Consider the following 20,049-nt stretch of genomic DNA (forward strand, 5'->3'; position numbering starts at 1 on the left):
ATGGGCAAACACAGAAGCCGCCACCCGGCCTGCACCCGAGTCGGGTTGCACGCAGCCAAGTGGCTGAAATTGTTGGCTAGTGTAGAGAGCGCGCGTAGACTGTCAACACCGACCAGATCAAACCAATTGACAACAGAACATAAGATGACCAATCAAGAATTCGACCTGCACCACGTCTGGCACCCCTATACCTCCCTCACCTATCCCCTGCCCTGCTATGAAGTGGCCAGCGCCAGGGGAGTGACCCTCACTCTCAGCGACGGCCGCGAGCTGGTGGATGGCATGAGCTCCTGGTGGGCTTGCGTGCACGGCTATCAGGTACCGGAGCTCGATGCGGCCGCCACTGCCCAGCTTGGCAAGATGTCCCACGTGATGTTTGGCGGCCTCACCCACGCCCCCGCCGTCGATCTGTGCCGCAAGCTGGTGGAGATCACCCCAGCCAAGCTGGATCGGGTATTTCTGGCGGACTCCGGCTCGGTGGCGGTAGAGGTGGCGCTCAAAATGGCGCAGCAGTACTGGCACGCCAAGGGGACGCCCAGGGCCAAATTTGTCGCCCTGCGCGGCGGCTATCACGGCGATACCTTCGGCGCCATGAGCGTCTGCGATCCGGACGGCGGCATGCACGAGCTCTACAAGGGCTTCCTGCCCGAGCACCATTTTGTCGAAGCGCCGAGCTGCCGCTTCCACGCCGAGTGGGACGAGCAGTGCGTGGTGGAGCTCGCCACCCTGGTGGCGGACCATCACGAGGAGATCGCCGCCATCGTGCTCGAACCCATAGTGCAGGGTGCCGGCGGCATGCGCTTCTACCATCCCCGCTACCTGCAGTGGGTACGCGCCCTGTGCGACGAGTTCGGCCTGCTGCTGATTGCCGACGAGATCGCCACCGGCTTTGGCCGCACCGGCCAGCTGTTTGCCTGCGACTGGGCCGGCATCAGCCCCGACATCATGTGTCTGGGCAAGGCGCTCACCGGCGGCTACCTGACGCTGTCGGCTACGCTCACGACCGAGCATGTGGCTCGCTCCGTGTGTGACGGGAAGGCCGGCGTCTTCATGCATGGGCCGACCTTCATGGGCAACCCGCTTGCCTGCGCGGTGGCCAACGCCTCCATCGATCTGCTGCTGGCCTCGCCGTGGCAGGAACGGGTGCGCGCCATCGAACATCAACTCAAAACCGAACTGGTGGAACTGACCCTGCACCCGGCGGTGGCGGATGTGCGGGTGCTTGGCGCCATCGGGGTGGTGGAGATGAAGGAGCGGGTGGACGTGGCGCGCATCCAGCGCAAGTTCGTCGAACTGGGTGCCTGGATCCGCCCGTTTGGCAAGCTGGTCTATCTGATGCCCCCCTTCGTCATCAGCCCGGCACAATTAACCGTGCTGACCAACGCCATCACCGCCGCCATCCACAGCGGCGAGTTCTGAGTCAGACGTGGCAGGCCCTGCCCGACCAGGCAGGGTCTTTTGACTCTTTTTCATCAGAATGTGAGCGAGACACCAGACCCGGGCGGCCAAGACGCGTAGACTGCGCGGGTTTTACCCAACAGATGTACCGTTCCCATGCGCCTCTCCATTGCTGCCAAAATCAACTTCTTCCTGCTGTTCATCTTCTCCATGGTGCTGGTGTTCTCCGCCGCCTACCAGGCGGTGCGCGAGCGCGACCTGATCCTGACCCTCATCAAGGAGCAGAGCCGCGAGCAGACCGAGGCCTACTTCGACGGCCTCAACATGCTGATGCTGACCGGCAAGATGGATGCCCGCGACACCCTGCGCGGCAAGTTTCTCGAGCACGCCCACGTGGAGGATGCCCGCATCGTGCGCAGCGAGGCGGTGAGCAAGCAGTACGGGGTTGGCCACCAGAGCGAGCAGCCCAAGGACAGGTTCGATGAGCTGGCACTGGCGGGCAAGGGCAGCCTGGAGGTGGTGCACGACGGCATGCACAGCAAGCTGGTGGTGACCCGCCCGCTGCTGGCCAAGAAGGATTTTCGCGGCACCGACTGCACCAGCTGCCACCTGGTGCCGGAGAATACCGTGCTGGGGGCGGTGCGCTTTGACTACTCCCTCGACACCCTGTTTACCCGGGTCGAGCAGAACATCCTCACCTCGGCGCTGAGCCTCACCGTCATCTTCGGCCTGGGACTGCTGCTGACCCTCTGGGTCATCCGCACCTGGATCGTCCGCCCCCTCAACCAGCTGACCCGCTCCATGGAGGAGGCCACCGACCTGCACGACTTCGGCCACCGGCTGGAAGGGGATGAAGGGGACGAGATTGGCCGGGTGGCGCTGGCCTACAACCAGATGCTCGACAGCGTGGAGCGTCAGCTCGGCAAACGGCCCGTCGAGCCGATGGAGGGGAGCGAGCAGAAGGCGACAGAGAGAAGAAAAGAGGGCTAGCCCAGGTAGTAGAACAGCAGACTGGCGATCAGGATCAGCAGCAAGATGGTCAGGTGCACCCGCCCCGTATCCTCCTGCCGCCGGCAGCGTCGGCGCTCCGCCAGCAGCACCGCCAGGGTCAGCAGGCAGCAGCCCCAGAGCCCGTGCAGCAGCCAGGGGGTGAGCAGGGGATCCCAGCTCTGGCGAACCCTGACCCCGCCATAGACCAGAAAACCGTAGGCCGTCTGCGGTCTGGCGAAGTGGTAGAGGGAGAGCAGGACGATAAAGCCGCCCCAGCAGAGCATCACCAGCCCCTGCAACACCCGTGTCAGCCGGTCCGGCCCCCGTCGCCGCTCTTTCACGTCCATCCCCCGTTACATTGGCCCGCCAATCCGCCGATAGGCGCCGAAATCCCCCCCAGAGTCCGACATTTTTGCTTGTTTATCAAACCTGCGCGGGTAAGATTGACGGCTTAGTCTGCCATGATGGGCCAAGATTGCCCGGGCCAGACCCCAAGTGTTGCAAATAGCGCAGCAAGAACAAGCTGGAGACAATATTTCGATGACGCACGCATCCGTAGTAGATGTGCTGACCGGTAAGTATGCGGTCGGCACCACCCAGACAGTCAAAGGGTGGATCCGGACCCGCCGCGATTCCAAGGCGGGGATCTCATTTTTGGCCATCTCCGATGGCTCCTGTTTCCATCCGGTACAGGCAGTCGTCCCCAATACCCTGGCCAATTACGAGAATGAAGTGCTGCGTCTGACCACGGCTTGCTCGGTGGAAGTGACCGGTCTGGTAGTCGAGTCCCAAGGCAGCGGCCAGGCGTTCGAACTGCAGGCCACCGACGTCAAGGTAGTGGGCTGGGTCGAAGATCCGGATACCTACCCCATGTCCGCCAAGCGTCACAGCATCGAATACCTGCGCGAGCAGGGCCACCTGCGAGCTCGTACCAACGTGGTCGGCGCCGTGACCCGGGTACGCAACTGCCTCTCCCAGGCCATTCACCGCTTCTTCCACGAGCAGGGTTATCTGTGGATTGCAGCGCCGCTCATCACCGCCTCCGACACCGAAGGCGCCGGCGAGATGTTCCGCGTCTCCACCCTGGATATGGAAAACCTGCCGCGCACCCCGCAAGGCAAGGTGGACTATGACAAGGACTTCTTCGGCAAAGAGACCTTCCTGACCGTATCCGGCCAGCTCAACGTCGAAACCTACGCCTGCGCACTGTCCAAGGTTTACACCTTCGGGCCGACCTTCCGCGCCGAAAACTCCAACACCAGCCGCCACCTGGCGGAGTTCTGGATGGTTGAGCCGGAAGTGGCTTTCGCCGATCTGGAAGACAACGCCGCCCTGGCCGAAGCCATGCTGAAGTATGTCTTCAACGCCGTGCTGGCCGAGCGCCGCGACGATCTGGAGTTCTTCGCCCAGCACGTGGACAAGGACGCCATCGGTCGTCTGGAGCGCTTCGTTGCCTCCGACTTCGCCCAGATTGACTACACCGACGCCATTGAAGTGCTGAAAAACTGCGGCAAGAAGTTTGAGTTCCCGGTCTCCTGGGGTATCGACCTCTCCTCCGAGCACGAGCGCTACCTGGCCGAAGAGCACTTCAAGTCCCCGGTGGTGGTAAAGAACTACCCGAAAGACATCAAGGCCTTCTACATGCGCCTCAACGACGACGGCAAGACCGTCGCCGCCATGGATGTACTGGCCCCGGGCATCGGCGAGATCATCGGCGGCTCCCAGCGTGAAGAGCGTCTGGACGTGCTGGATGCCCGTCTGGCCGAGATGGGTCTGAACAAGGAAGACTACTGGTGGTATCGCGACCTGCGCCGCTACGGTACCGTGCCGCACTCCGGCTTCGGTCTGGGCTTCGAGCGTCTGGTGGTTTACGTGACCGGCATGGGCAACGTCCGCGACGTGATCCCCTTCCCGCGCACCCCGCGCACCGCCGAGTTCTGATTACAGGACTTTGCCTTAAAAGCCGACCTCAGGGTCGGCTTTTTGTTGTCCGTCCGGCTGCCGGACGGCCTTGCCAGCACCACAATTAATCACTCTTGCCGCCCTCGCCACGCCCCCTTGCTGACACACCCGCCCCACGCCAGCCGTTGAGCCCCATACGCTGCCACTTATTGCCCGCAAAATAACAAAAACGTTAATACGTGGTTTTTATGACGTTAAATCAAAAAGCGATGAGTTATTGAAGTACCTCAAATTTTTGCCCTTTTTTGGCAGGCACAATAACCACTAACCCTTTAGGGCTAAATAAAAAACAGACAATCCCGGTCCATGAGCCCAACACAGCACAGACATGGATTAAATAACGCGAGGTAATGGAATGATCTTCATGGAATTTTTGGTGGTACTCGGCTGCTTGCTGCTGGGTACCCGGTTTGGGGGCATGGGGCTGGGTCTCATCAGCGGCATCGGTCTGTTCCTGCTGACCTTCGTGTTCGGTCTCACCCCGGGCGAACCGCCGGTACAGGTGATGCTGACCATACTCGCGGTGATCGGCTGCGCCGCCACCCTGCAGACCGCCGGCGGTCTCAATCTGATGATGCAGGTGGCCGAGCGTCTGCTGCGCCGCCACCCCCAGTACATCACCCTGCTGGCACCGCTCACCACCTGGACCCTCACCTTCCTGTGCGGTACCGGCCACGTGGTCTACACCATGTTCCCCATCATCGCCGACATAGCGCTGCAGAAGAACATCCGCCCGGAACGCCCGATGGCGGTCGCCTCCGTCGCCTCCCAGATGGCGATCTGCGCCTCGCCGGTCTCGGTGGCCGTGGTCTCCATGGTCTCCATCCTCGCGGCCGGTCACGGCATCGGTCAGGCCTACAGTCTGCTCGACATTCTGATGGTAGCCATCCCCTCCTCGCTCACCGGTGTCATAGTCGCGGCCCTCTGGAGCCTGCGTCGCGGCAAGGATCTGGACAAGGACGAAGAGTTTCAGGCCAAGATCAAGGATCCGGAGCAGCGTGCCTTCGTCTACGGCGGCGGTGAAACCCTGCTCAACACCAAGTTCCCGAAAGAGGCCTACTGGTCGACCTGGATCTTCTTCGCCGCCATCGCCGCCGTGGTGGTGCTGGGGGCCGATGCCTCCCTGCGCCCGGTGTTCGAGATGGGCGGCAAGACAGGCCCGCTCTCCATGAACCTGGTGATCCAGATGATGATGCTGATCGCCGGTGCCATCATCCTGATGCGCTGCAAGGTCAAGCCGGGTGACATCTCCAACGGCGCCGTGTTCAAGGCCGGCATGGTGGCGATCTTCTCGGTATTCGGTGTCGCCTGGATGAGCGAAACCTTCTTCCAGGCACACATGCCGCTGCTAAAAGAGACCCTGGCCCACGTGGTGCAGGCGCAGCCCTGGACCTATGCCCTGGTGCTGTTCCTCATCTCCAAGCTGGTGAACAGCCAGGCCGCCGCCCTGACCGCCATCGCACCCATGGGGCTGGCGCTGGGGGTGGAGCCGAAACTGCTGATCGCCTTCCTGCCGGCGAGCTACGGCTACTTCGTGCTGCCGACCTACCCGAGCGATCTGGCCTGTATCGGTTTCGACCGCTCCGGCACCACCCGCATCGGCAAGTTCATCATCAACCACAGCTTCATCATTCCGGGTCTGATCGGGGTCGCCACCTCCTGTACCCTGGGTTATCTGCTGACCAGCATACTGCTCTAAGCAACAGGCACCATTCAGCCAGTCCAGCAGGCCCCCCTCGGGGGGCCTGCTGTTTTGCCCCCTGCCCCATCCCGCTTTGCCAACCGCCCGCACTCTGGGTAGCATGGCCCCTCTTTTCTTTGCGGAATCTCCCCCATGTCTCGCGTCATCGTGCTCTGGAGCGGCGGCAAGGATGCCATGCAGGCCCTCTGCCATGCCCGTGAAGCGGGCCATCAGGTGGTGGCACTGGCCACCTTTGCCCCGCCCGCCCCCCGCTTTCTGGCCCATCCCCTGTCGCAGGTGCGTCGGCAGGCGGCGGCCCTCGGTTTGCCCCATCTGCTGATCACCATCGAAGCGCCGTTCGATCTCGGTTATGAAACGGCGCTGGCGGCATTGAAAGAGGAGTGGCGCCTGGATGGGGTGGTCACCGGCGATATCGACAGCGTGGGGGGCGCCCCGAACTGGATCCGCGAGCGCTGCCGCCCGCTCGATCTGGCCGTTCACACCCCGCTCTGGCAACAAAGCCGCGAGGCGCTGCTGGCAGACCTGCTGACCCGCGGCATCGTCGCCCACCTCTCCTGCGTCGACACCCAGGTGCTGGCCCCCGAGTGGGTGGGGCGCACGCTCGATGTGGCCACCCTGGCCGAATTGCAGCAGCTGGCGGCAAGCCGGGGCTTCGATGCCTGCGGCGAGCAGGGGGAGTACCACACCATGGTGACCGACGGCCCGGGCTTTGCGACGCCGCTGGTGCTCGGCCGCTGGCAGGTTGCCCGTCAAGAGCAGCTCGCCTACCTGCTGGAGGATGAGGGGTAGCGACGCAGCGCCGTTCGCTCTCTCTGCACCGACAGGACAGATAAAAAACGGGAGGCGATGGCCTCCCGTTTTGCTTTTCTTTGACGCTGACCTATTTGACCAGCTTGCCCAGCACCCGCTGCAGCAGGCGGATGCGCGGCTCAATGCTGTCCAGCAGCAGGAACTCCGCCTCCGAGTGGAAACCGCCGCCCATGGGGCCGAAGCCATCGAGCGACGGCACCCCGGCTGCGGCGGTGAAGTTGGCATCCGAGCCGCCACCGGCCTCCAGCCAATTGAAGGAGATCCCCTCCTCTTTCGCAGCCGCAGCCACCAGCGCCATCAACGCCTCGGTGTCGCCACTCGGGCGCATCGCCGGCTTGAAGCTCTGGCGATCCACCTCGACCCGGCAACCGGCGAGAAAGGGGTTGTTGGCCATGAAGGTGAGTCGCTCGTGCACCGCTGCCGCTTCGTCATTGCTCCAGAAGCGCAGATCGACGATCGCCTCGGCATAGTCGGGCACCACGTTGACGCCGGTGCCGCCCTGTACCACGCCCACGTTCATGGTGGTGCCGGTGTCGAGGTTGACCTGCTCGTTGATGGCGAGCACCCAGTGGGCCAGCTCCGTGATGGCTGAAACCCCTTCGGTGAGGGCCGAGCCGGCGTGGGAGGCCTTGCCGTGGAAGGTGATGCGGTATTTGGCATTGCCCTTGCGGGCGCTGATGAGATCCCCGTTCGGGCGGGCCGCCTCGGCCACCAGCACGCAGCCACTCTGTTTGGCTTTTTCCACCAGCCACTCTTTGGACCAGGGGGAGCCAATCTCCTCGTCGCAGTTGCAGCAAACCAGCACCTTGAGCTTGGCCAGCACGGCCGGGTCCATCTCTTTGAGGGCATACCAGGTGGAGAGCAGGCCGCTCTTCATGTCCGAGACGCCGGGGCCAAAGGCCTGATTGCCTTCCACTTTCAGCGGGCGCTTGACCGCCGTCCCCTCCGGGAAGACGGTGTCCATGTGGCCCACCAGCATCACGTCGTAGTGAGCCGCCCCCGGCGCATTGGTTGCCTCGAGGCAGGGACCGCACTCGGCGGCAAACTGGTGGCGGGTCACCTGCCAGCCGATGGCCTCATATTTCTCGGTCATGATGTCGGCCACTTTCGCCACCCCGGCCGGGGTGCGGGTGCCGCAATCGAGATTGATGAGGGGGGCCAGATCCGCCAGGTAGGCGTCCAGAGAAAAAGCGTTGCGAGAGTCTGTCATTGTCATCTCCTGGGACGGGAGGGCGCACCTCCCGCCCGATAGCCGAATGAAAGGGGCGGACGGACCGTGCCGTCCGCCGCCCGGTTACATAAACAGCAGATAGTTGAGGGTGAGCGCCGTCACCAGCGCCCCCGCCATCGGCACGCAGGTACGCTTGACCACCACGAAGGGGGAGACTTTGGCGATGCCCGCGCAGGCGATCAGCACCGCCGCGATGGGGGAGACGGTGCGGCCGATACTGGAGGCGAGCTGCATCGGCAGCAGCATGGTCACCGCCGGTACGCCGAACTTGGCCGCCACGGCAGGCGCCAGGGTGGAGAAGCTCAGGAATGCCGCGTTGCCCGAGCCCATGATGACCGCCGCCACCATGATGAGACCTACCATCACCAGCGTCATCAGGCCGCTGCCGATACCGGCATTGCTGGCAGAATGCAGCAGGGTGTCGATGGCACCGATGGCCTTGAGAGATTCGGCAAACAGCTCGGCGCAGACGATGAGCGCCACCACCGGGCCAAATACTTTGCCCATGCCGTCGAGGAAGCTGGAGAGCCCGGCGAAGGCGGTGCGCACCGAGCGGGTACGCAGCAGCTCGCACAGCATGCCGATAAAGACCGACAGCAGCATGGCCACCTCCACGCTGACGCTGATGGTGGTCACCAGCAGCTTGGAGAAGGTCATCATCAGCACGAAGGGGATGATGGGCAGCAGGGCATACCAGGTGGGCGCCGCTACCGCCTCGGTGCCCTGCTCGTCCAGCTCGGCGTGTTCGCCGCGATGCAGGGCCGGATCCCAACCATCCTGGCGGTCACAGTGCCGCTGCCAGAAGAAGTGCAACACCATGGTCACCAGCAGCATGGGGGCCACCAGCCAGATTTGGTAATCGACGAAATAGCTGGTGGGATCCATGCCGGATTGGCCGGCGGAGAAGATGGCGTTGGTCTGGGTCGGGCCAATCTCGAACGCCTGGGAAGTGGCGATGACGCCGCAGGCGGAGGCCGGGCTGATGCCGAGGTTGCGCATCACCGGGTACATGGTGACCATCAACAGCAGGCCAAGGCCGGTGGCGGAGGTAACGAACAGGGAGACGAAGACCGCCACCAGGTAGCAGATGGCCAGCATCAGGTAGCTGGACTGGATGCCCGCCACCGGTTTGACCGCCACCCGCACCAGCGCCTGGGAGGCACCGATATGGGACATGTAGGTAGCAAAGCCGGCCACTGCCATGATGGTGAGGCCGAGGCCCGCCGCCCGGTAGGAGAAGATCCCCTTGAACACCTCGAACAGGTCGAACAGGGCGAAGCCGGTGCTCTTGTCGGCGGACAGAATGGGGTGCAGTCCCAGCCAGTAGGCGACGGTGAAGATGGCCATGCCGGCCAGTGCCAGCACCGCCTGCGGGTTGTAATCCTTGACGATGCCGTAGACCACGGCCAGCAGTACGAGCAAGACGAAGACGAGTTCCAAACATTCACTCCTGATAAAGTTATCGAGGAGCGGAATCTAGTGGTCTGACCGCGCTTTCCCATTGATCCCCGTCAAGAAAGATGGCTTGACCGCATCCCAATGAAACAAAATGCTACACACTTAACAAAAAACAGCAATTTAAACTAAAGGCAAACCTTTAGAATCCCTTTGCCACGCGTTCTGGCGAATAACCTCAGGCTTTTTTGCTTTGGATCAACGTCAGGGGCCAGTGAACTGGCCAAGATGCGCATCGACACACAGCGACCGTTTCGCGCCGGAGAGAGTTATGACAGACCGAGCCAACGCAGGCATGACGACCTGCGACTACAAGCTATGGGACATCCTCGTCGAGTCTGCAAAGGAACGCACCACCATTCGTTACTCCAAGCTGGCCAGGCAGGCCGGGCTGGAGAATTGCCAGGATGAGCTGCGCACGCTGCTGCAACGCATCCGCATGTACTGCACCGAGCACCAGTTGCCGATCCTCTCCGCCATCGTGGTGGACGATGTGGGCAAATATACCGGCCTCTCCTCCAGTCTGCCGGACGCCCCCTGGGAGCGTGCCAAGGTGTTTGACTACCAGTGGCCGGTTGCGCCCTGAGTCATCCACCCCTCACAATAACGCGCCCGCCGGCGCGTTTTGTACTTCTTTGGGCCCCCTTTTCCTGAACCGCAGGCAAAAAAACCCGCCGAGACGGCGGGTACTAAGCAAGCAACGCTCTGGATGACCAGAGTAAAGAGTTCAGGCTGTCGAATCTTGCCACCTCCGGCACCACGCGAAAGAGGTAACAGGACAACATGGGTTTGCATAAATCGCTGATTTATCCAAGCTTCATGCTGACCATCGACGGGAAATGAGACTAAAGTGAAGGCCCTGCTTAAGGAAATGATTTATTAGTATTCCATTATGCACAGAATGAATTTACGAGGCGTCGACCTCAACCTGCTGGTGGTGCTCAAGGCACTGCTGGAGGAGCGCAACACCACCAAGGCCGCCGAACGGCTCGCCATGAGCCAGCCGGCCGTCAGCCGGGCACTGGCCCGCTTGCGTCTGCTCTATGACGATCCCCTGCTGATCCGCACTCCCCAGGGCATGGAACCCACCGCCCGGGCGGAGGCCTTGCTGCTGCCGCTGCGGGAGATCCTGCACGACATCGAGCAGACCTTCAGCCCCCCCGAGCAGCTCGACCCCGCCCAGTTCGAGGGAGTGCTGCGCATCGGGGCCCACACCTATGTGGAGTACGTGATGATGCCGAGCCTGCTGGCCCGGCTGCAACAGCAGGCGCCCAACCTGCGCATCCACATGGTGCCGCTCAATGCGGACTACGAGAGCCAGCTCGACGAAGGGGTCATCAGCATGGTGATCAGCAAGCAGGACGAGGTGCCCGGTCGTTTTCGCCGCATCCCGCTGTTCGAGGACAAGCTGATCTGCGCCGCCCACCGCAGCCACCCGCTGCAGGGCCAGGTGCTGTGCATCGAATCCTTCGCCCAGGCCCAGCACCTGCTGGTCGCTCCCCGCGGCAGCGAAGGGGGCATCGTCGATGATCTGCTGGCCGCCCACGGCATGACCCGGCACACCCCCTTGATCGTGCAAAGCTTTCTGGCGGCCCCCTTCATCCTGCCGTGCGCGCCTCTGCTGCTCACCTCCCCCGCACGGGTACTGCGCCCGCTGATGCCGCTGCTGGATCTGGTGGAGTACGAAACCCGCTTCGCCCTGCCCACCTTCGAGGTGAGCCTCATTCGCCATCGTCGCGACGACAACAACGCCATGCTCAACTGGTTCGAATCCGAACTGCACCTCTGGTGTCGCACCCAGAGCGAACTCTGATGCCCGCCGGCGCGTCCCGCGCCGGGCACTTTTCCCCTCCCACCAGGCCCGACCAGCCCCTCGCCCCACCTTCCCCATGCGCATCGGCGTTGCCTTGAGATCGCCACAATGCCAGAATCGGGCCTCTTCTTGATTTCCCGTTTCAGGACTCAAGTTTCGGCTTTCCGGGCCCATGCCCGCAGACAAGGACTCCCCATGGCCACCACCCTCTATGGCATCAAGAACTGCGACACCATCAAAAAAGCCCGCAAGTGGCTGGAGCAGGCCGGCATCGACTACCGCTTTCACGACCACCGTACCGACGGCCTGAATCCGGCCGACCTCGACCGCTGGCTGAACCAGCTCGGCTGGGAGGCGCTGCTCAACAGCCGCGGCACCACCTTCCGCGCCCTGCCGGACGAGGCCAAACAGGGGCTCGACACCGCCAAGGCGCGCGCCCTGTTGCTGGAGCACCCGGCCATGATCAAGCGCCCGCTGCTGGATCGAGACGGCGAACTGACCCTGGGCTTCAAGGCCGATCACTACCAATCCCTCTTCTCTCGTTAAACTTTTTTACTAAGGAACGCTGATGTCGGATGTCATCGCACTGGCCAAGGATCTGATCCGCCGCCCCTCCGTTACCCCGCTGGATGAAGGGTGCCAGACCCTGATGGCGGAGCGCCTCGCCAAGCTCGGCTTCGTCATCGAGCCCATGGTGTTCGAAGACACCACCAACCTCTGGGCCCGCCGCGGCAGCGAGGGGCCGCTGTTCTGCTTCGCCGGCCACACCGACGTGGTGCCCGCCGGCCCGCTGGACAAATGGCACACCCCGCCGTTCGAGCCGACCATCCAGGATGGCGTGCTCTACGGCCGTGGCGCCGCCGACATGAAGGGCTCGCTGGCCGCCATGGTGGTGGCGGTCGAGCGCTTTGTGGCCGAGCATCCGGATCACTCCGGGTCCATCGCCTTCCTGATCACCTCCGATGAGGAGGGGCCCTTCATCAACGGCACCACCCGGGTGATCGATACCCTGGAAGCGCGCCACGAGAAGATCACCTGGTGCATCGTCGGCGAACCCTCCTCCACCGCCGTGGTGGGGGACGTGGTGAAGAACGGCCGACGCGGCTCCATCACCGGCGAGCTGCTGGTACGCGGGGTGCAGGGCCATGTCGCCTACCCCCATCTGGCGGACAACCCTATCCACAAGGCGGCGCCGGCGCTGGCCGAGCTCGCCGCCACCGTGTGGGATGAGGGCAACGCCTACTTCCCCCCTACCAGCTTCCAGATAGCCAACATCTCGGCTGGCACCGGCGCCTCCAACGTCATTCCCGGCGAATTGCACGTCCAGTTCAACTTCCGCTTCAGCACCGAACTGACCGACCTGGATATCCGCGAGCGGGTCGAGGCCCTGCTGGACAGGCATGGTCTCGATTACCAGATCGACTGGACCCTCTCCGGCCAGCCCTTCCTCACCGACACCGGCAAGCTGCTGGCGGCCGCGGTCTCTGCCATCGAGGCGGTGAATGGCCAGCAGCCGGCCCTGCTCACCACGGGGGGTACGTCCGATGGGCGCTTTATCGCCCCCACCGGCGCCGAAGTGATCGAGCTGGGCCCGGTCAACGCCACCATCCACAAGGTGAACGAGTGCGTGAAGGCGGACGATCTGGATCTGCTGGCAGACATGTACCAAGGGGTGCTCGCGAGGTTGCTGGCATGACCCAGGAGCAACTGCTGGGGTTGGATGGAGGTCACCTCATCCTGGTGGGGCAAGGCCCGCACCGGCTGACGGCCGCTACCGCGGCGGCCTTCAACGACATGCAGGTGGCCGCCGCCCACGCCGGTTTCAACCTGCAGCCCGCCTCCAGCTGGCGCGGCTTTGATCGCCAGCTCGCCATCTGGAATGGCAAGTGGCGCGGCGAGCGGCCGCTGCTCGATGCCCACAGCCAGCCCATCGACGCCCTGCAACTGAGCGACGAGGAGCGCCTCCACGCCATCCTGCGCTGGAGCGCCCTGCCCGGCACCAGTCGCCACCACTGGGGCACCGATCTCGACATCTATGACCCGGACTGCCTGCCCGCCGGCACCAGGCTGGCGTTGGAGCCCTGGGAGTATGAAGCCGGGGGCTGGTTCGCCGACTTGAGCGAGTGGCTTGAGGATCGCATGAACGACTTCGGCTTCTTCCTGCCCTATGCCAAACCGGTCGGTGCCGGCAGCGGGGTTGCCTACGAGCCCTGGCACATCAGCTTTGCGCCTGAGTCCCGCGAGCAGCGGCTCGACCCGGCCGCGCTGGCACTTTGCCTGCAACAGGCGGATATTGAAGGCAAGGGGACCATACTGGCCAACCTCGACGAGATCCTGGCCCGCTATGTCACCCTGGCCACCGATGAAAGGAGTAGCACATGAACCTCTGGCTCTGGATAGGCTTGCCACTGCTCTTCCTGCTCGGCCTGTTTCTCAACGCCATCAAGGACATGAAGCGACTGGAGAAAGAGCTGCCCCGCTACAAGGACAAGATCCGGGAAGTGAAGGACGACGAGGACGACTGACTCGCGTCCGCCAGACAGGGGCACCCACGGGTGCCCCTGTCGCTATCTGTCCACTTTGTGAACATGGTCACGTTGCTCGCCGCGCTGGCGACGCCGACGACCGCCTTTTGATGGCCAGAACCCTTCGCAGCCATGACACCAAAAATGTAAAAAACTGCAAATAAATGCACAATTAAGCCACACCGAGCCCAACAAACTGCATATAATGTGCCTGATTTGCATTTTGACAGAAGGAGTTCGCCATTGGATGCCGTCACCATCAACAGTTTTTTCCTCGTCGCGGCCTTGTTGGTGGGCGCCAGTGTCCTGTTGAGCGCGCTCTCCTCCCGTCTCGGTATCCCCATCCTGGTGATCTTCCTCGCCGTCGGCATGCTGGCCGGTGAAGATGGCCCCGGCGGCATCCACTTCGCCGACTACTCCATCGCCTATCTGGTGGGCAACCTGGCGCTCGCCATCATCCTGCTCGACGGCGGCATGCGAACCCGGGTCTCCTCGTTTCGGGTGGCGCTCTGGCCCGCGCTGTCGCTGGCCACGGTCGGGGTGGCCATCACCACTGGCCTCACGGGCCTCGCCGCCGCCTGGCTGTTTGACCTCAACCTGATGCAAGGGATGCTGATCGGCGCCATCGTGGGCTCCACCGATGCGGCAGCGGTGTTCTCCCTGCTCGGCGGACGCAGCCTCAACGAGCGGGTCAGCGCCACCCTGGAGATAGAGTCGGGCAGCAACGACCCCATGGCGGTGTTTCTCACCGTCACCCTGATCGAGGTGCTGGCCAGCGCCCAGCAAGACCTCAACGCCGGTTTTCTGCTGCTGCAGCTGCTCAAGCAGTTTGGGCTGGGCGCCGGCATCGGCCTTGGCGGCGGCTGGCTGCTGTGGAAGCTCATCAACAGCGCCAAGCTGGCCCCCGGCCTCTACCCGCTGCTCACCGTCAGCGGCGGCCTGCTCATCTTCGCCCTCACCACTGCGGTGGGCGGCAGCGGCATCCTCGCCATCTATCTCACCGGCCTCTTGCTCGGCAACCTCTCCCTGCGCAGCCGCAGCACCACCTTGTCGGTGCTGGATGGCCTGACCTGGCTCAGCCAGATCGGCATGTTCCTGGTGCTGGGGCTGCTCGCCTCCCCCCACAAGCTGCTGCCCATCGCCCTGCCGGCGCTGGCGCTGGCCATGTGGATGATCCTGTTCGCCCGCCCCATCTCGGTCTGGATCGGGCTGCTGCCGTTCAAGAACTTCGCCCCCCGCGAGCGCTGGTTCATCTCCTGGGTCGGCCTGCGCGGCGCGGTCCCGATCATCTTGGCGGTGTTCCCCATGATGGCGGGGCTGCCCAACGCCCAGCTCTACTTCAATGTCGCCTTCTTCGTGGTGCTGGTCTCGCTCATCTTGCAGGGCAGCTCGCTGCCGCTGGCCTCCAGGCTGGCGCGGGTGGAAGTGCCGGCGCCTCCCTCGCCCATCAACCGCTCCGGGCTCGAGATCGATCTCGACAGCCAGTGGGAGACCTTCGTCTATCGCCTGAGCGACGAGAAGTGGTGCATCGGCTCGCCGCTGCGGGATCTGCGCATGCCCAAGGGCACCCGCATCTGCGCCCTGTTCCGCGATCAGGAGCTGCTGCACCCCTCTGGCAGTACCTGTCTGCAATCCGATGACATCCTCTGCGTCATCGGCCACGAGCGCGACCTGCCCGCCCTCGGCCAGCTGTTCAGCCAGGCGCCGGAGCAGGATCTGGGCCCGCGCTTCTTCGGCGACTTCCTGCTGGAGGCGGCCGCCAACCTGGTGGATCTCGCCCCCCTGTACGGGCTGGATGTGAGCGAGGTGGCGGATCAGACCCTTGGCCATTTCATTGCCCACCAGTTGGGCGATAATCTGGTGGTCGGCGACCACGTCGAATGGCAGGGACTGATCTGGACCGTGGCCGAAATGGACGAGGGTGAGCCCCGCAAGATCGGGGTGCGCTTTCTGGAAGAAGATCCGGTCTGATCGTCGTTGTCTGCCTCGTCCTCTGCGAGAAGGGAGTTACCTATGCCTTACCAAACCCTGTTGTCCGGCTTGCAACCCCCTTCGCCCCAGCTGGGGGTGATCGAGGGCTTCTTTGGCAAGGGCTGGAGCTGGGAAGCCCGCGCCCGCTATGCCCAGTGGCTGCCCCGCCACGGTTACGGCTTCTATCTCTATGCCCCCAAGGAAGATGGCTACCTGCGCAAGCACTGGGCCAAGCCCTGGCCTGCCGCCCAGCTCGAGGCGCTGCGCCAGCTCGCCCGCCAGTGCCGCGACAACGGCCTCGCCTTCGGGGTGGGCCTGAGCCCCATGGGCGCGCACCACGACTATGCCCGCCAGCGGCCGGCCTTGCTGGAAAAGGTGCGGCTCATCGAGGAGAAGCTCAAACCCGACATCCTGGCCGTGCTGTTTGACGACATGAAGGGGGATACCCCGGATCTCGCCCACTGGCAGCTCACCATCGCCCACGACATCGCGGCCCACACCCGCGCAGGCCGCTTGCTCTTCTGCCCCAGCTACTACAGCACGGACCCCGTGCTGGAGAAGGTGTTCGGCGCCATGCCGCCCCACTATCTACAGGATCTGGGGCAGGGGCTGGACAAGCGCTTCGACATCTTCTGGACCGGCCCCAAAGTCTGCTCCAGCGACTATCCGGCGGCCCACCTCAAGCAGGTGGCCGAGTGGCTGCATCGCAAGCCGTTCCTGTGGGACAACTACCCGGTCAACGACGGCAGCAAGGCCAGCAGCTTCCTGCACCTGCGCGCCTTCGAGAACCGCCCGGCGGAACTCGCCGAGCTGACCTCGGGCCACGCGGTCAACCCCATGAAGCAGGCGGCGCTGTCGGTACTGCCGCTGGCCACCCTGCCGATGAGCTACAAGCTCGGCAAACAGTACGATCCGGACAAGGCGCTGCACACCTCCCTCAATGCCACCTGCGGCCCGCAGATCTCCGCCATGATCCTGGCCGATCTGCCGCTGTTTCAGGACATAGGGCTGGCCCAGCTGACCCCTGAGCAGGTGGCCCATCTCAAGGCCCGCTACCTGCCGTTTCGCGACCAATCTTGCGTCGGCGAGATCCTGCGCTGGCTGGATGGCGAATACGTGTTCGACCCGGACTGCCTGACCGACTGACCCCCACCACAGAGACCCTGCCACAGGAGGCTGCATGGATGCGTCCCTGATTTACCAGAACCTGGCGGTGATCGCCGCCTTTCTGCTGGTCTATAGCCTGATCGCCGGGCGCTTTGAATCGCGCCTCGTCAACGGCCCCCTGCTGTTTTTGCTGATGGGCTGGCTGCTGGGGCCGGGCGGCATCGAGCTGCTCTCCCTCTCCATCGACAGCGACGGCATCAAGCTGTTGGCGGAGCTGACCCTGGTCATCGTGCTGTTCAGCGACGCGGCCAACACCAACTGGCAGGTGTTGCTGGCCAACCGTGCCCTGCCCATCCGGCTGCTGCTGATCGGTCTGCCGCTCACCCTGGCGGCCGGCGCCCTGTTCGGCCACTGGCTCTTCCCCGACCTACCGCTGCTGGAGATGGCGATCCTCTCCACCATACTCGCCCCCACCGATGCGGCGCTCGGCAAGGCTGTGGTGAGCAACCCGGCGGTGCCCGCCCCCATCCGGGAGGGGCTCAATCAGGAGAGCGGCCTCAACGACGGCATCTGCGTGCCTGTGTTGCTCCTGTTGCTCGCCCTCATCGCCCCCACCGAGCAGCACAGCGGCACCGGCCTGCTGGCTCTCACCCTCATGCTGGAGGAGATTGGCATCGGCCTGCTGGTGGCCTGGGGGCTGACCAGCCTCACCCTGCGCCTGCTCAAGACCTCCTACCTCAACGGCTGGCAGCTGCCGCTCTGGCGCCAGCTCACCATGCCGGGGCTGGCCCTGCTCTGCTTCGCGCTGGCCCAGACCCTGGGCGGCAGCGGCTTCATCGCCGCCTTTGTCGGCGGCCTGCTGATCGGCCGCAAACTGGGGGAGCACAAGCACGCCTATATGGACAGCTGCGAGGGGTACGGCGATCTGCTCTCGGTGGTGATCTGGATGGTGTTCGGTGCCACCCTGATGCCCATGCTGACGGAGCTGTTGCACTGGCAATACTGGCTCTATGCCGCCGCCAGCCTCACCCTGCTGCGCATGGTGCCGGTCTGGCTGAGCCTGCTCGGCACCGGCCTCAAGCTTGAACTCAAGCTCTTCATCGGCTGGTTTGGGCCACGGGGGCTGGCTAGCATCGTCTTTGCGGTGATGGTGCTGCAAAATGAGCCGGCCCTCCTCGGCCAGCGCCCCATCATCGCCACCGTGCTCTGCACCATCATACTGAGCGTCATCCTGCACGGTCTCACCGCCAATCCCTGGGTCGCCCGCTTCAAACCCCGTTGAGGAAGCACCGCCAACAAAAGAGAAGCCCCGGGCACTGTCCGGGGCTTTCTTTTATCGGACGCAAGGCGTCCATCTCGGCCAGGGCCCTCCCTAGGAGCTCGAGTCCTCAGCCTGAGGCCGATAGACCAGGATCCCCGGCTTGTTCTGCACGTACTCCAGGAAGGGGGAGTCCACCACCTGCATCTTGCTCGAGAGGGAGGAGGCATTGCGCAGCACGGGGCCGTTCTCGCCACGGATGAAGATGCCGGTATGGGTCACGTCGAGCCCGGCGAGATCGGTGTAGATGCCGATGTAGTCCCCCTCTTCCAGCAGACTCAGGGTGTTCTCGTCGATGCTGGCGGAGGGAATGTAGGTGATGTCCCGCGCCGTCACCCCCAGCCCCGGAATGTAGTGGCCGCCGTCGGCCTTCTGGTTGAGCAGCTTGGCGGTGGTCACCGCGGCGCCCCCCACCAGATGGGTCACGTCGTTCACCTTGTTGTCGCCATGCACCCAGTCGGAGAAGAAGTGCTTTCTGGTCAGGTAGTTGACCTCACCGTTCACGTAACGAGTGTGCATCAGGTTCTCGATGAAGTGATGCACACTCGTTGCGCGACGCAGCGACTCGACATAATCCAGATAGGTGAAGCAATCGAGCCCGCCAAAATCCACCACCAGCTTCTCCTGCACCTCGTTCGACCCCACCAGCCGGTTGGCCACATAGGGATTGCCCAGAAACAGGCTGGAGAAGGTCTTGATCGACTGACCCGGCGCCCCCTGCTGACGGGCAAACAGCTCGATAAGCTGCGGCTCCTTGATGTTGTAAAAATCGAGGTTTCTCTCTTTGCCGGCGACTGCCGCGCCGGCAAACAGCAGCAATGCAATACTGGTCAGCCTCATCATCCTTAAATCTCCTTGCTCGGAATGTTAATAAACGGACCCTGTGCACTCTCTCGCAGGCGCAAGAGAATGCCATTCGAGACTGACGGCATCCCGGCCGTTTGCAAACCGGATAAATGTAAGCAAATGTGGCCGACCTTCCCCATCCCGCCTTGGCGACCGTATTCATGGTCGGTCCTTGTATCCGCAGACATCACGAAAAAGCCCCGCTGGGCGGGGCTTTTCGGCAGAGTCAGGCCAGCTGGCAAGCGATGGCATCAACCCAGCGCCAGCCAGACCCCGACACCGAACATCAGGGAGCCGGCAATCCGGTTCATCAGGGTGACGTTGCCGCTCTTGGCAAGGAAGTGGCGCAAGGTGCGGCCACCGCTGGCGTAGAGCAGCAGGCAGGAGAACTCGATGACCAGGATCAGGGCCACCAGGGCACTGATCTGCGGTGCCATCGGCTTGGCCGCGTTGATGAAAGGGGGCAGTAGGGAGACCATGAAGGCCCACCCCTTGGGGTTGGCGATGGCGGTGACGAAACCCTGCATGGCCAGCGCCAGGGGACGGGTCTCCTGGGCCGCCGACAGATCCGCCGGGATGGCCAGCTTGCCTTTGGCCTGCCACATCTGGATGCCGAGCCAGATGAGATAGGCGCCGCCCACGTATTTGAAGGCGGCAAACAGCGCCGGGTAGTTGAGCATGACGGCCGCCACCCCGATCACCGACAGTACCGACACCAGGCCGACCCCGATGAGCTCCCCCCACATCATGTGCAGGGTGCGGCGTACCCCCAGACTCATGCCGAGGGTCATCGCCAGGGTCATGCACATGCCGGGGGTCACGGAGACAAAAAAGAACGTGGGAATAAACAGCGCCAGAATGGCGGGATCGATCCAGTCGGACACACTACACCTCCATGGTAACAGACCGACGATCTTGCCT

19 protein-coding genes are annotated in these 20,049 nt (G+C 63.5%); 14 read left to right on the plus strand and 5 right to left on the minus strand.

The window, feature by feature from the left end; genetic code table 11:
* Positions 1 to 144 precede the first annotated feature (144 nt).
* Positions 145 to 1,419: an adenosylmethionine--8-amino-7-oxononanoate transaminase gene (gene bioA, locus QLG02_RS07285; protein WP_282464858.1), complete on the plus strand. Its 1,275-nt coding sequence runs from the start codon at positions 145 to 147 to the stop codon at positions 1,417 to 1,419.
* Positions 1,420 to 1,554: 135 nt separating this feature from the next.
* A complete protein-coding gene (locus QLG02_RS07290) occupies positions 1,555 to 2,388 on the plus strand; it encodes a HAMP domain-containing protein (protein WP_282464859.1) in 834 nt (277 codons plus the stop codon).
* Here QLG02_RS07290 and QLG02_RS07295 read toward each other — a convergent pair.
* Positions 2,385 to 2,735 carry a hypothetical protein gene (locus QLG02_RS07295; protein ID WP_026080362.1) on the minus strand — a complete coding sequence of 117 codons (351 nt, stop codon included), beginning with the start codon at positions 2,733 to 2,735 and terminating at the stop codon, positions 2,385 to 2,387. The two genes, QLG02_RS07290 and QLG02_RS07295, sit on opposite strands and share 4 nt — an antisense overlap.
* 193 nt (positions 2,736 to 2,928) lie before the next feature.
* Here QLG02_RS07295 and asnS point away from each other — a divergent pair, with 193 nt between their 5' ends.
* The 3 genes from asnS (at position 2,929) to QLG02_RS07310 (ending at position 6,841) form a co-directional block, all read left to right on the plus strand.
* Positions 2,929 to 4,329 carry an asparagine--tRNA ligase gene (gene asnS / locus QLG02_RS07300; RefSeq protein ID WP_073349576.1) on the plus strand — a complete coding sequence of 467 codons (1,401 nt, stop codon included), beginning with the start codon at positions 2,929 to 2,931 and terminating at the stop codon, positions 4,327 to 4,329.
* 376 nt (positions 4,330 to 4,705) lie between these two features.
* Positions 4,706 to 6,049: an anaerobic C4-dicarboxylate transporter gene (locus QLG02_RS07305; RefSeq protein WP_282464860.1), complete on the plus strand. Its 1,344-nt coding sequence runs from the start codon at positions 4,706 to 4,708 to the stop codon at positions 6,047 to 6,049.
* Positions 6,050 to 6,184: 135 nt separating this feature from the next.
* Entirely contained in the window at positions 6,185 to 6,841 is a 657-nt protein-coding gene (locus QLG02_RS07310) for an adenine nucleotide alpha hydrolase (protein ID WP_282464861.1), read from the plus strand.
* 91 nt (positions 6,842 to 6,932) lie between these two features.
* On the opposite strand, the gene QLG02_RS07315 is transcribed toward QLG02_RS07310, so the two are convergent.
* Together QLG02_RS07315 and dcuC are read right to left on the minus strand one after the other, a co-directional pair.
* A complete protein-coding gene (locus QLG02_RS07315; protein WP_282464862.1) occupies positions 6,933 to 8,072 on the minus strand; it encodes a M20 family metallopeptidase in 1,140 nt (379 codons plus the stop codon).
* Between the two features lie 84 nt (positions 8,073 to 8,156).
* Entirely contained in the window at positions 8,157 to 9,533 is a 1,377-nt protein-coding gene (gene dcuC / locus QLG02_RS07320; RefSeq protein WP_282464863.1) for a C4-dicarboxylate transporter DcuC, read from the minus strand.
* A 286-nt stretch (positions 9,534 to 9,819) separates the two neighbouring features.
* On the opposite strand from dcuC, the gene QLG02_RS07325 reads away from it, so the two are divergent.
* From QLG02_RS07325 to QLG02_RS07365, 9 genes are all read left to right on the plus strand, one after another.
* Positions 9,820 to 10,134: a hypothetical protein gene (locus QLG02_RS07325; RefSeq protein ID WP_024943845.1), complete on the plus strand. Its 315-nt coding sequence runs from the start codon at positions 9,820 to 9,822 to the stop codon at positions 10,132 to 10,134.
* Positions 10,135 to 10,449: 315 nt separating this feature from the next.
* Positions 10,450 to 11,361, plus strand: coding sequence for a LysR family transcriptional regulator (locus QLG02_RS07330; protein WP_005298997.1), 912 nt, complete (start codon positions 10,450 to 10,452; stop codon positions 11,359 to 11,361).
* 195 nt (positions 11,362 to 11,556) lie between these two features.
* A complete protein-coding gene (locus tag QLG02_RS07335; RefSeq protein WP_282464864.1) occupies positions 11,557 to 11,907 on the plus strand; it encodes an ArsC family reductase in 351 nt (116 codons plus the stop codon).
* A gap of 22 nt (positions 11,908 to 11,929) precedes the next feature.
* Positions 11,930 to 13,057, plus strand: coding sequence for a succinyl-diaminopimelate desuccinylase (gene dapE, locus QLG02_RS07340; protein ID WP_282464865.1), 1,128 nt, complete (start codon positions 11,930 to 11,932; stop codon positions 13,055 to 13,057).
* Positions 13,054 to 13,743 carry a M15 family metallopeptidase gene (locus QLG02_RS07345; protein WP_282464866.1) on the plus strand — a complete coding sequence of 230 codons (690 nt, stop codon included), beginning with the start codon at positions 13,054 to 13,056 and terminating at the stop codon, positions 13,741 to 13,743. Before dapE ends, QLG02_RS07345 begins: the two co-directional genes overlap by 4 nt.
* Positions 13,740 to 13,886 carry a hypothetical protein gene (locus QLG02_RS07350; RefSeq protein ID WP_005298986.1) on the plus strand — a complete coding sequence of 49 codons (147 nt, stop codon included), beginning with the start codon at positions 13,740 to 13,742 and terminating at the stop codon, positions 13,884 to 13,886. The genes QLG02_RS07345 and QLG02_RS07350 overlap by 4 nt, the downstream gene beginning before the upstream one ends.
* Positions 13,887 to 14,129: 243 nt before the next feature.
* Positions 14,130 to 15,857: a potassium/proton antiporter gene (locus tag QLG02_RS07355; protein WP_011705375.1), complete on the plus strand. Its 1,728-nt coding sequence runs from the start codon at positions 14,130 to 14,132 to the stop codon at positions 15,855 to 15,857.
* 42 nt (positions 15,858 to 15,899) lie between these two features.
* Entirely contained in the window at positions 15,900 to 17,003 is a 1,104-nt protein-coding gene (locus tag QLG02_RS07360) for a beta-N-acetylglucosaminidase domain-containing protein (RefSeq protein ID WP_282464867.1), read from the plus strand.
* 34 nt (positions 17,004 to 17,037) lie between these two features.
* Positions 17,038 to 18,246: a cation:proton antiporter gene (locus tag QLG02_RS07365; RefSeq protein WP_282464868.1), complete on the plus strand. Its 1,209-nt coding sequence runs from the start codon at positions 17,038 to 17,040 to the stop codon at positions 18,244 to 18,246.
* Positions 18,247 to 18,336: 90 nt separating this feature from the next.
* Here the strand turns inward: QLG02_RS07365 and QLG02_RS07370 are convergent, their stop codons facing one another.
* Both QLG02_RS07370 and QLG02_RS07375 read right to left on the minus strand, forming a co-directional pair.
* Positions 18,337 to 19,125: a DUF1460 domain-containing protein gene (locus QLG02_RS07370; protein ID WP_282464869.1), complete on the minus strand. Its 789-nt coding sequence runs from the start codon at positions 19,123 to 19,125 to the stop codon at positions 18,337 to 18,339.
* A gap of 254 nt (positions 19,126 to 19,379) precedes the next feature.
* Positions 19,380 to 20,012 carry a LysE family translocator gene (locus tag QLG02_RS07375; protein WP_011705371.1) on the minus strand — a complete coding sequence of 211 codons (633 nt, stop codon included), beginning with the start codon at positions 20,010 to 20,012 and terminating at the stop codon, positions 19,380 to 19,382.
* Positions 20,013 to 20,049 lie beyond the last annotated feature (37 nt).

Source organism: Aeromonas sp. V90_14, from assembly GCF_029967615.1.
In the GTDB taxonomy this organism is placed as follows: domain Bacteria; phylum Pseudomonadota; class Gammaproteobacteria; order Enterobacterales; family Aeromonadaceae; genus Aeromonas; species Aeromonas hydrophila.